The organism is Alteribacter natronophilus (assembly GCF_006007885.1).
Lineage (GTDB): Bacteria > Bacillota > Bacilli > Bacillales > Salisediminibacteriaceae > Alteribacter > Alteribacter natronophilus.
The window spans coordinates 236,129-246,906 of the sequence record NZ_VCRO01000004.1 but is presented as its reverse complement, the minus strand read 5'-3'; the positions used below and the strand labels follow the sequence as shown (position 1 = coordinate 246,906).

At 53.5% G+C, this 10,778-nt stretch carries 11 protein-coding genes and 2 riboswitches; of the genes, 1 reads left to right on the top strand and 10 read right to left on the bottom strand.

The features are described from left to right. Positions 1 to 22 precede the first annotated feature (22 nt). The 9 genes from purB to FGB90_RS14090 all read right to left on the bottom strand — a co-directional run bounded on the left by purB (position 23) and on the right by FGB90_RS14090 (position 8,393). Positions 23 to 1,321 carry an adenylosuccinate lyase gene (gene purB / locus FGB90_RS14130; RefSeq protein WP_138811490.1) on the bottom strand — a complete coding sequence of 433 codons (1,299 nt, stop codon included), beginning with the start codon at positions 1,319 to 1,321 and terminating at the stop codon, positions 23 to 25. Beyond that, positions 1,318 to 2,466, bottom strand: coding sequence for a 5-(carboxyamino)imidazole ribonucleotide synthase (gene purK, locus FGB90_RS14125; protein ID WP_138811489.1), 1,149 nt, complete (start codon positions 2,464 to 2,466; stop codon positions 1,318 to 1,320). Before purK ends, purB begins: the two co-directional genes overlap by 4 nt. Continuing rightward, positions 2,463 to 2,948 (bottom strand): 5-(carboxyamino)imidazole ribonucleotide mutase, encoded by a 486-nt coding sequence (gene purE, locus FGB90_RS14120; RefSeq protein ID WP_138811488.1) that lies wholly within the window; start codon positions 2,946 to 2,948, stop codon positions 2,463 to 2,465. The genes purK and purE overlap by 4 nt, the downstream gene beginning before the upstream one ends. A 312-nt stretch (positions 2,949 to 3,260) precedes the next feature. Beyond that, a riboswitch (purine riboswitch) is annotated at positions 3,261 to 3,362 on the bottom strand. Between the two features lie 175 nt (positions 3,363 to 3,537). After that, positions 3,538 to 3,798, bottom strand: a complete 261-nt coding sequence (locus FGB90_RS20000; protein WP_138811487.1) for an NETI motif-containing protein — start codon at positions 3,796 to 3,798, stop codon at positions 3,538 to 3,540. Between the two features lie 9 nt (positions 3,799 to 3,807). Continuing rightward, positions 3,808 to 4,314, bottom strand: coding sequence for a DUF2179 domain-containing protein (locus tag FGB90_RS14110; RefSeq protein ID WP_246056204.1), 507 nt, complete (start codon positions 4,312 to 4,314; stop codon positions 3,808 to 3,810). A 224-nt stretch (positions 4,315 to 4,538) separates the two neighbouring features. Continuing rightward, positions 4,539 to 5,069 (bottom strand): isoprenylcysteine carboxyl methyltransferase family protein, encoded by a 531-nt coding sequence (locus FGB90_RS14105; RefSeq protein ID WP_171051837.1) that lies wholly within the window; start codon positions 5,067 to 5,069, stop codon positions 4,539 to 4,541. Continuing rightward, the gene (locus FGB90_RS14100) at positions 5,066 to 6,169 is read right to left on the bottom strand and encodes a type III polyketide synthase (protein ID WP_138811486.1); all 1,104 of its coding nucleotides are present in this window, start codon (positions 6,167 to 6,169) and stop codon (positions 5,066 to 5,068) included. Before FGB90_RS14100 ends, FGB90_RS14105 begins: the two co-directional genes overlap by 4 nt. A 307-nt stretch (positions 6,170 to 6,476) precedes the next feature. Then, positions 6,477 to 7,439: an ABC transporter permease gene (locus FGB90_RS14095; protein ID WP_138811485.1), complete on the bottom strand. Its 963-nt coding sequence runs from the start codon at positions 7,437 to 7,439 to the stop codon at positions 6,477 to 6,479. Positions 7,440 to 7,442: 3 nt separating this feature from the next. After that, positions 7,443 to 8,393, bottom strand: a complete 951-nt coding sequence (locus FGB90_RS14090; protein ID WP_138811484.1) for an ABC transporter ATP-binding protein — start codon at positions 8,391 to 8,393, stop codon at positions 7,443 to 7,445. A gap of 220 nt (positions 8,394 to 8,613) precedes the next feature. Here FGB90_RS14090 and FGB90_RS14085 point away from each other — a divergent pair, with 220 nt between their 5' ends. Further along, positions 8,614 to 8,904, top strand: a complete 291-nt coding sequence (locus FGB90_RS14085) for a hypothetical protein (RefSeq protein WP_138811483.1) — start codon at positions 8,614 to 8,616, stop codon at positions 8,902 to 8,904. Positions 8,905 to 9,008: 104 nt separating this feature from the next. Here the strand turns inward: FGB90_RS14085 and FGB90_RS14080 are convergent, their stop codons facing one another. After that, positions 9,009 to 10,322 (bottom strand): NCS2 family permease, encoded by a 1,314-nt coding sequence (locus tag FGB90_RS14080; protein ID WP_138811482.1) that lies wholly within the window; start codon positions 10,320 to 10,322, stop codon positions 9,009 to 9,011. A gap of 208 nt (positions 10,323 to 10,530) precedes the next feature. After that, positions 10,531 to 10,632: riboswitch (purine riboswitch) on the bottom strand. Between the last annotated feature and the right edge of the window lie 146 nt (positions 10,633 to 10,778).

Genomic DNA, 10,778 nt, shown 5'->3' with positions numbered 1-10,778 from the left:
CAGATTCTGCCCCTGTTCCTCCCTATTTCGTTAATCCGACACGCTCGAAAATGGTATCCACGTGCGTCAGATGATGACGGTAATCAAAGCAGTCATCGAGCTCTTTTTCGCTCAGAAGCCCGGTGATCTTCTCGTCCGCTTCCACGAGCTCGCGGAACGGCACCTGGCGCTCCCACGCCTCCATCGCTTTCGGCTGGACGAGGTCGTACGCTTCCTCACGGACAAGCCCTTTGTCGATCAGGGTCAGCAGTACCCGCTGGGAATAGATGAGTCCGAACGTCCGGCCCATATTGCGCTTCATGTTCTCAGGGAACACGGTGAGGTTTTTCACGATGTTGCCGAAGCGGTTCAGCATGTAGTTAAGCGCAATCGTCGCATCCGGAAGAATGACCCGCTCCGCTGACGAGTGGGAGATGTCCCGCTCGTGCCAGAGTGGCACATTTTCGTACGCTGTGAGCATGTGGCCCCGGATTACGCGGGAAAGTCCCGTCATGTTTTCCGAACCGATCGGGTTGCGCTTGTGCGGCATGGCCGAAGAGCCTTTCTGCCCTTTGGCAAAGAACTCCTCCACTTCGCGCATCTCGGTTTTCTGAAGACCGCGGATTTCCACAGCCATCTTCTCGATCGATGTGGCGATCAAAGAAAGGGTCGCCATGTAGTGGGCGTGACGGTCACGCTGGAGTGTCTGGGTGGATACGGAGGCCGCTTCAAGACCGAGTCCCTCGCACACGTACTTTTCAACGAACGGATCGATGTTCGCGTATGTACCGACCGCTCCTGACAGCTTGCCGACGCGGACTGTTTCGGCCGCCGCTTTAAATCGCTCCAGGTTCCGTTTCATTTCCTCGTACCAGAGGACGAGCTTGAGTCCGAACGTCGTCGGCTCTGCGTGCACGCCGTGGGTGCGCCCCATCATGACTGTATCCTTGTGCTCGACCGCTTTTTCACCGATGATTTCGATGAAGCGCTCAAGATCGGCCTGGATGATTTCGTTCGCCTGCTTGAGCAGGTACGACAGCGCTGTATCTACGACGTCCGTGCTCGTAAGGCCGTAGTGAACCCATTTGCGTTCCTCCCCGAGCGTTTCCGAGACAGCGCGGGTAAATGCCACCACGTCGTGACGGGTTTCTGCTTCGATTTCGAGGATGCGGTTCACATCAAACCCGGCGTTTTCCCGAATTTTTGCTACGTCGTCTTTCGGAATGTCGCCGAGATCGGCCCACGCCTCGCACGCTTTAATTTCCACCTCAAGCCACGCCTGATAGCGGTTTTCGTCTGTCCAGATCGCGCCCATCTCGGGCCGCGTGTAACGTTCAATCATTGTTTTGCCCCCATTGCTTGTTGTTCTCTCCATATTGAGGAGGATCGAATCAGCTCCAGCATCTCGTCTGTCCGGCCGCTGGTCACGTTCAGGTGCCCCATTTTCCGCCCCGGTTTCGCCGCATCTTTTCCATACAGGTGAAGATGCGCCTCCGGGAATTCATCGAGGCCGGCCAGAATCCGCGGCAGATGCTCCCCTAATATATTAACCATCACACACGGCTTTAGTAAATCGGTCTTTCCGAGTGGCACGCCGCAGACCGCGCGGATGTGCTGCTCAAACTGCGATGTGGCGCACGCGTTCATCGTAAAGTGCCCCGAATTGTGCGGCCGTGGTGCGATTTCGTTTACGTAGATGGTGCCGTCTTCAGTGAGAAACATCTCCACCGCAAGTGTCCCGGTGAGCGCGAACGCCTCCGCCAGCCGGCTTGCGATTGCCACCGCTTTTTTCTCTGTGTCAGCGGTGATCCGTGCCGGGACGATCGTCTCGTGGAGAATGCCGTTTCTGTGAACGTTCTCCGCCACCGGAAATGCCCGCATCTCCCCCTGCGTGCTTCGGGTCAGAATAACACTCAGTTCCTTCGAAAACGCGACTTTGCTTTCCAGGACAAGCGGGGCGCTGTCAGCCAGTTTCTCCCATGCTTCAGCAGCATCCTGTTCGCCCTGGAGGACCATCTGGCCTTTCCCGTCGTACCCGCCGCGGGTCGTTTTCACGATGCACGGGTATCCGAGTCTTTCCGCGGCGGCTTTCAGCTGATCGAGGGAATGCACCGGTGCATACGGTGCCACTTCAATCCCCGCCTCTGTGATCGCTTCTTTTTCTCTGAGGCGATCCTGGGAAATTTCCAGAAGCCGGCTTCCCTGGGGAAACGGGGCGTTTTCTTCCAGCCAGGCGGCCACGTTGGCGCCGATATTTTCAAATTCGTATGTGATCACGTCACTTGCTTCTGCTAACCTTCTGGCTCCGTCGATGTCGTCGTAGGCGGCAATCACTTCAGTGTCGGCAATCTGTCCGAGCGGCGAGCCGGCTTTTGGTTCAAGCACCGCGATTCGGTAGCCCATCGCCTTGGCAGACAGGGCCATCATCCGGCCGAGCTGGCCGCCGCCGAGAATACCGATCGTTTTGCCGGGAAGAATTCTCGTCATACGAGCTGCTCCTCACTCGCCGCTACTTCGGCGCGTTTTTTCTCACGTCGGCTGTGGAGGCGCTCTGCGAGCTCATCATCATGAACGGCCAGTTGCTGCGCTGCGAGAAGACCGGCGTTCGCCGCTCCCGCTTTGCCGATCGCCACTGTGGCTACAGGCACCCCGGCAGGCATCTGCACGATGGAAAGAAGGGAATCGAGCCCGTTCAGCGCTTTCGACTGGACCGGCACACCGATGACCGGCAGAATCGTTTTCGCTGCCACCATGCCCGGCAGATGCGCCGCACCGCCGGCTCCGGCGATAATGACGCTGAGCCCGCGCTCTTTTGCCGTTTCGGCATAGTCAAACATCACGTCCGGCGTCCGGTGTGCGGAGACAATCTTTTTTTCGTAGGGGATACTGAGGTCCTCAAGCACGTCCGCTGCGTGTTTCATCGTTTCCCAGTCACTGATCGAACCCATGATAAGTCCCACTTTTGCCATTTCTGATCGCCTGCCTTTCAGCTATTGCGGTTTTGTCGTTTCTTGTTTCGGCGTTAATTCTAACTGATTTATGCTTTTTTCTAACTGAATTTGTATTAATTCTAACTAATTCAAGCTTTTTTCTAACTGAATTTGTATTAATTCTAACTAATTTAAGCTTTTTTCCAACTAAATTTGAAATGACTCCAACTTCCGGTTTAAACCAAAAAACGTGTGCGCCTGTCCTGATGAGGACAAACGCACACGCCGGTTAAAGGGCGCTCCCTGGTGGACATGGTGTCCACACCGGGAATACAGACTGCGCGCCGCTTCCAGTATGCTGATCGTCCTCATAGTCCGGCGATTTACGGTCGCCGGGTAGAAACTTGCAGGCCTTATTCCCGCGATTATACGAGGTTTCACGTGATTTCTTTTTCCGATTTCATCTTACCAGTGTCCTGCTGCTTCTGTCAACGAAAATCGAACAATAAATACCCGACACCCAATAACGTTCGGGTTTTCACACAAAACGTCATTTCTCAGGGCTCATTTGTCCACCCTCAAAAGACAAAACGCCCCGTACAGGCTGACCTGTCCGGGACGATTGCACTCACTCTTCCATTTTCTTTCCTTCGAACACAATTTTCTGGTGGGAGACTTCCACCTCGTTTTTGCCGCCTCGCTCCACTTCCATGAGTACCGGCTCTTCCATCCGGCGGACGGGGGTGTAGCCGGCCGCGTTCATACGCTGGAGGCAGCCGGCAACGGTTTCGCCTTCCTCAACGGTAAACTTCGCCTTTTTGCCGGCGGGGGCTTTATTGTTTTCTTTGCCCGCAGCAGCGGTCTTACGGTTTTTCTTCTTTTTTGCCATACTGAACGTTTACCTCCGGATTCCTTTGACCCAGAAGCCGCCGTAGAACATCTTCGTGTCGTGGGAGATGATGAAGGCGTTCGGGTCGAGTGCTTTTACGGTGCTGTACAGGTCGGTCTGGGATTTTCGCGATGTGAGAATTTCCATCATGAGCCGCTCCCCCTCCCGGCCGTAGGCGACCCAGTTGGTCACGCCGTAGCCTCTGTTGCGCAGGGCGTTGGGGATGTCGGGCTCGTACTCTTTTGTAATAACGTTAACTGTAATATAACCTAATGCGAGCTTTTCTTCAATTTTCATTCCGACGATCACTCCGATGCCGTAACCGATGGCGTAGGCGGCGAGGTTGGCAGGCTTGTCCAGGTTGTCCAGCACGAGCCCGAGGCCGATGATGTAGACGACGATTTCCACAACGCTCGTGACGGACGCGAGATAGCGCTGGTCTTTCAGGGTAAAAATCATCCGGATCGTAAACAGGGTCACATAGACGACGTTGATGACGAGAATAATGGCGATCATTCCGACTGCATGGGCAAGAATGGTCTGAAGCACCGGGGCGGCTCCCCTTTCTCTTTGTAAGGATGTCCCTACCATTCTTATTTCCGGTTTGAGAGATTTAGTCTTGTAAATTTAAGCGGGCAGGGAACTTGGATCGCGGTTAATTACACTCAGTCCCCCGGCTGCCCTCGCCTCCCCCGCCGCACAAAAAGCACGGGAGCGCTATGCTCCCATGCTCAGGAAAATTACGTCGGTGATTCTTCGTTATTCTGCGCCCACTCGAGCGCCCGCTCTTCTTCGGGAATGCGGACTTTCAGCAGCAGCCAGGCGTTGAGGGTGGTAAACAGTGCGCAGGTGAGCCACGCCTGGAACATAAGAGGAATCGCGATAATTTCAAGGGCGACGATCACGTAGTTCGGATGGCTGATCCACCGGTACGGACCGCGGCGGACGAGCTCCGCTTCAGGGAGCACGATAATTTTCGTGTTCCAGAAGCGGCCGAGGGAGGTGAGCGCCCAGATGCGGCCGGCCTGGGCGAGGATGAACACCGCCATCGGCATCGGCCACCACGGTGCCGGCTCACGGCCGAAGACGATTACTTCCATCATGAGAAAAGCAAAGAATCCCGCGTGCAGAAGGACAATCCACCTGTAGTGGTCACCGCCGAACTCACGGGCACCGCGGTCTTTCATCCATCGTTCGTTCTGCCGGGCCACCGCCAGCTCCACACCGCGCTGGGCGATAATGACGCCAACAAGAGTCCAGAAAAGAATCATTTCACGTTCCCCTCCCATTTTACGTGGAGCATTTCCGAGCTGAATCCCGGTCCGAGTGCGGTCATGATGCCCTGGCTTCCTGCGGCCGGCTGCTGGAGCATCGTTTCCTTTAATACATACAGCACCGTCGGCGAGCTCATGTTGCCGTTTTCGTTCAGCACCCGCCTCGGAATTTCCGTCATCTGTTCAGAGTATCCGAGCGACGCTTCATACGCCTCCAGCACCTTTCGTCCACCGGGATGGGCGACAAAGTGATCGATATCCTCCTGCCTGAGTCCCCGCTTCTCAAGAAACGTTTCCACGTTCGGCCGCAGCCACTCCCGAATGACGGTGGGAATATCCCGTGAGAAAATAACGTGAAGCCCTGTATCCTTCACGTCCCAGCCCATGACGTCCTCGCTCTGGGGCATCAGGGTCGACTGGGTGCCGAGAATGGAGGGGAGCGCCTCAAGCTTCGACTCACCGGCGCTGAGCTCAGCCTCATCCCCTGTCACAAGTGCGCATGCCACGCCGTCTGCAAACAGACTCGTTCCGACGAGATTGCTTTTACGCGTATCGTTGCGCTGAAACGTTATACTGCACAGCTCAATACAGAGCACGAGCACCTTCGCTTCAGGATACGCGAGGCAGTACTCGTACGCGCGGCTCATTCCGGCAGCTCCGCCTGCACAGCCGAGCCCCCAGATCGGGATGCGCTTCGTGTGCGGGGAAAACGGCAGTTCGTTCATGATGCGTGCATCCAGCGTCGGCGTGGCAAAACCGGAACTGGATACGAGAATGATCGCATCGATTTCGCTGTACGGCACAGGGGCGGTATGAAATTCGTTCGGCTCAAGGCATTTACTGACTGCGTTTACCCCGAGTCGGATCGATTCGGCTATGTACAGGTCGTTTTTTTCCTCTAAGGTATGCTCTGTTGCAAACCACTCTTTCGGGACGATAAAATTGCGGCGGCTGATCTGGCCGTTTTCAAAGATCGACATCATCCGGTCGATGTTCGGAAAGGATTCTTTAAAAAGCTCCCGCACGATCGCTTCAGTTTCGGACTGTTCGATTGTATACGGGGGGACTTCGGTACTGACGGAGCGGATTACCGGCATAGGATGACCTCCTGGATTTTCACCTGGCAGTGCTGCTGTGATTTTCCAGTAGTTTGTACCGGGAGAGGGAAAATCATCCGGTTTTTCAGTTGAACGTTTTGGGTGTACCGGTTATTTGGTGGATAATATCGGTGATTCAGCTTTTAGCAGGCAGGATTTGGTGGTTAATTTTTTTATTCAGCTGTTAGCGGCAGCTATTTAGCGATTAATCAATTTATACAGCTTTTAACCCCCTAACGCCGCAATCATTGCCCATAAAAAAAGAACCCGCCCGGCGCTCCCACCGGACGGGTCCATCACATTTCCTCTATACAAGATCCCTTTTCTGGAAAAACGCTGTCGCTGCGCCGAGAAACAGTACCGCGTACACAGCAAGCACCGCAAGGGAAAATCCAAGGCCGACGCCCGGGATAAATTCATCCGTGACCACGTAGGACTGCAGCGTCATGTGCGGCAGAAATACGTACGGATACCAGAAATAATCCTGAAGCAGCGGTGCAAACCCCTGCAGAATATTGGTGCCGAACAGGATAAAGATCCCGATTCCCACTGCCAGCGTCTGGCTTTTAAACAGAATGGAGATGGAAAAGGAAATTACGACAAACATGAGCATGTTCAGGAAATAAAGACCGATTTTCTGCGGGAATACTTCTGCCACAGTGGTCGTGATGACACCACCCATCCCATACTCCACGACCGGTGTGGAGAAACTGCCGGTACCGAACATGATCGTACCCATCAGATACTGGACAGCAGTAACTGTAACGAGCATCACAGCCGCGAAAAGGATAACCGTGATAAACTTTGCTACGAGGAACTGCCAGCGTTCGTACGGCCGGACGAACAGATGCTTGAGCGTGCCCTTATCCTGCTCCGAGGAGACGATCGTACTTGCCAGAATCACAGCAAACAGCGTGATAAACGCTGTCCCCACATAGATCATCTCGTTTAAAAAAACAGCGTTGTTCGTTTCGTTCGGATCCACGCCTGCTGCGAGCAGCGCTTCGTTTTCCTCGATCCGGTCCTGGGCAAATTCCCGCTCCCATTCGTCATCGGACTCCGCAATCGTCTGAGCGTACTGCTCGTTCTCCAGTTCCAGGGTGACTTCCCAGTTCTCCCCGTCCCCTTCTGTACCCGCCCCTTCCAGCGTATCAAAAGCGGTGTACAAAAAGGCAGTCCCGATACTGATCACGATCAGAATGCCGATAAAAATCCACGGCTGCTTTTTATTCCACAGTTTGGACCACTCGTTATGTAAAAGAGCAAACATATCCTAATTCGCCTCCTTGTCGGCTTTGCCTGACGTGAGCTGAAGGAACTTTTCTTCCAGCGATGTCCGCTTCGATTCGATACCGAATACATCGATCCCTGCTTTCACAAGCACCCTGTTAAGCTCCGGTATCCGGTCACGCCCCATATCCAGCAATAGCTCGTTTTCTGTTTCATGGGAGGCGACAGTCACTTCCTCCAGCACGGAAACGGCGGTTTTTGCCGCTTCTCCCTGGCCTTTTTTCACCGATATGCTTACTGCGACCTGATCCTTATCGCCGTAGGCATTCAGTGAGGACAGATCGGAGATATCGATTACTTTTCCTTTTTCCATGATCACGACGCGGTCGCACATGAGCTGCATTTCGGAAAGAAGGTGTGAGGATACTAGTGTGGAAATTCCTTCATCGGCCAGTTCACGAAGGTAGTCGCGCAGCTCGCGGATGCCTTTCGGGTCAAGACCGTTTGTCGGCTCGTCAAGAATCAGAAGCGACGGCCGGTGAAGAATCGCCTGTGCCACCCCGAGACGCTGCTTCATGCCGAGACTGTATTTCTTCACTTTATCCTTAATCGCATCCTCCAGCTTCACAAGGCTTACGACTTCGCTGATCCGCTCTTCCGTAACGCTTCCGCCAGCCATCCTGCCCCACAGCTTCAGGTTTTTATAGCCGCTCATATATTCATAGAAAGTGGGATTTTCAACGATCGCACCGATATTAGCCCGGCAGGCTTTCCCCTGTTCGTCCAGGTCCCTGCCGTTAATCGTCACGCTTCCGTCGGTTTTCGACATGAGCCCGACAATCATTCTGATCGTGGTCGTTTTCCCTGCCCCGTTTGGTCCGAGAAGTCCGAGAATCTCCCCTTTTTTCATATCAAATGACAGACCGTCGACGATCTTTTTACCACCGCCAACGGTCTTTGTGAGCCCGCTCACTTCGAGTATGTTCCCGCTCATCGTCCATCCTCCCTTTTTATGTAAAACCATGTGCATTTATCCACATTATCATATACGACTAAAGATGTATGAAGTTTCACAGAGATTTACACAAAGTTTCAGGCTCTGGCTTCCCGAGCCTGAAACTTTGCAGCACCGGTCATCATTTGTGGGGCAGGTCGAGGATTTTTGACAGCTTTTTTCCGTAGTAGGAAAGGTATTTATTTTTGCGGATACAGTGGTGCTTCTTCACATCCCGCAGGATTCCATCAATGATGCAGCAGCATTCGTGTTTATCCTTGTGGTGGTCGCATTTTTTACATTTGCACTTGTGCTTCTTGTCGCGTTTCTTATCTTTTTTCTTGTCGTCCTTTTTCTTATCTTCTTTTTTCTTACACTTCTTCTTACACTTCTTTTCACACTTATCCATACAGTCCTTGCAACGGTCTTTGCCGTGATCATTGTCACGATCTTTGTCGCGGTCCTCCCATTTAAACTCATGAGACATTTGCTTTCACCTCCAATCCATTAATCTAGTAACTAGAGTATGTAAAAAGACTGGAAGTGACTGGACGAGTATTCCGCCAGTACACAAAAAACCGCCACGGCCTTGTGCCGCAGCGGTCTCGCTTTCTATTATTCTCCCAGATAGACAAAGTAGATGATAAACACAAAGAACATGACGTACATAATCGGATGCACCTCGCGCCAGCGGCCTTTGGCCACCATCGTAATCGGGTACATGATAAACCCGAGGGCGATCCCCGTTGCAATGCTGAACGTGAGCGGCATGGCGATGACAGTGAGGAATGCCGGTACGGCAATCTCAAACCGTTTCCAGTCGATGTTGGCCAGAGCCCCTGCCATGAGGATCCCGACGATGATCAGTGCCGGGGCCGTCACTTCGTTCGTCACCACGACAAGGAGCGGCGAGAAGAACAGAGCCAGCATGAACAGTCCTGCTGTAACAAGTGACGCAAATCCGGTCCGTGCACCGGCTGCAATCCCCGAACTCGACTCGATGTAGGCAGTTGTTGTAGACGTACCGAGCACCGCCCCGATGGATGTTGCCGACGAATCTGCAAGAAGGGCGCGCCCCGCACGCGGCAGACGGTTATTTTTCACGTAGCCTGCCTGGTTTGCTACAGCGTAAAGCGTTCCGGCTGTATCGAAAAAGTCCACAAATAAAAATGTAAGAATGACGATCATAAGCTGGATCGTAAAGATTTCCCCGAGGGCCATTTCCCCGAACGGAGCGAAAGCTGCCCCGAATGTCGGCGCCAGGCTCGGTACGGAGCTCACTACCGCTCCCGGCGTCTGGATCACGCCGAAGATGATTCCCACTACGGCGGTGATGATCATCCCGTAGAAGATTCCGCCTTTAAGCCCGATGGCCATGAGGATGACTGTAATGACAACTCCGAACACGGCAAGGAGTGTTCCCGGGTTGGTGAGGTCGCCGATCTGAACGAGTGTCGCTTCTGACATGACGACGATTTCAGCGTTTTTCAGACCGATAAAAGCGATAAAGAGTCCGATCCCGGCTGCAGCTGCATACTTAAGCTCTGCCGGAATGGCGTTGATAATTGTCTCACGGATGCCCGTGATGGATATGAGAAACAGCAGAATACCGGATACAAATACCCCGAGAAGTGCCGTCTCCCAGGCGATTCCGAGTCCAAGCACAACCGAGAACGTGAAGAACGCGTTCAGTCCCATTCCCGGTGCAAGTGCGATCGGATATTTTGCCACAAGTCCCATAATGAGTGTCCCGATGGCCGCAGCAAGGGCTGTCGCCACGTACACCGCCTCCGTGTCCATTCCCGTCGGCTCGAGAACGTTCGGGTTTACAAACAGAATATACGCCATCGCCAGAAACGTAGTGAGTCCACCAAGCGTCTCACGGCGGTAATTCGTCCCTAATTCATCAAACTGAAAATAACCTTTCATGCTGTAACCTCTCCCCTTCGTACTTTCTGTACACGCAAAAAGGGCCGTTCCGCTTTGCGCTGTAAATGCTTTGCGCTGCGGAAGGCCCTGGCAGGTTCTCTATGGTTACGTACGACGGCTTAACAGGGAACGGACGGTGCGTAGTGCCGATATCCGGCAGAACTGCCTCACACCCGTGTCCGGCCGATCCTCCGATCAGCAGACACACTCCTGTGGTCCGGTCGTTCGTAGTCAGGCCATTTACGGTGACCTGGTAGAGACTTACGGGCCTTATCCCCGTGATTATACGAACTTGATGTATGCTCTTTGGTGTACGTTGACAGTGTAGCAAATTGTCGAACGTGGCGCAATAGAAAATACGAATAAATATATGGGAATATTTAATAATGTTCGGGTTTTGCTCCAAATGAAAAAAAGACCGCCCCACCAGGGGACGGCCCAATAACCTTATACCTA

Bases quoted from the DNA above. Each gene is read 5' to 3' on its own strand.
- FGB90_RS14110 (WP_246056204.1), bottom strand. From the start codon at position 4,314: ATGATCGCCATTATTCTCGTCATCAACGTCGTCTATGTGACCCTGTTT.
- FGB90_RS20000 (WP_138811487.1), bottom strand. From the start codon at position 3,798: ATGGCAAAAAAGAAGAAAAACCGTAAGACCGCTGCTGCGGGCAAAGAA.
- FGB90_RS14095 (WP_138811485.1), bottom strand. From the start codon at position 7,439: ATGTTTGCTCTTTTACATAACGAGTGGTCCAAACTGTGGAATAAAAAG.
- purB (WP_138811490.1), bottom strand. From the start codon at position 1,321: ATGATTGAACGTTACACGCGGCCCGAGATGGGCGCGATCTGGACAGAC.
- purK (WP_138811489.1), bottom strand. From the start codon at position 2,466: ATGACGAGAATTCTTCCCGGCAAAACGATCGGTATTCTCGGCGGCGGC.
- FGB90_RS14090 (WP_138811484.1), bottom strand. From the start codon at position 8,393: ATGAGCGGGAACATACTCGAAGTGAGCGGGCTCACAAAGACCGTTGGC.
- purE (WP_138811488.1), bottom strand. From the start codon at position 2,948: ATGGCAAAAGTGGGACTTATCATGGGTTCGATCAGTGACTGGGAAACG.
- FGB90_RS14105 (WP_171051837.1), bottom strand. From the start codon at position 5,069: ATGATTCTTTTCTGGACTCTTGTTGGCGTCATTATCGCCCAGCGCGGT.
- FGB90_RS14100 (WP_138811486.1), bottom strand. From the start codon at position 6,169: ATGCCGGTAATCCGCTCCGTCAGTACCGAAGTCCCCCCGTATACAATC.
- FGB90_RS14080 (WP_138811482.1), bottom strand. From the start codon at position 10,322: ATGAAAGGTTATTTTCAGTTTGATGAATTAGGGACGAATTACCGCCGT.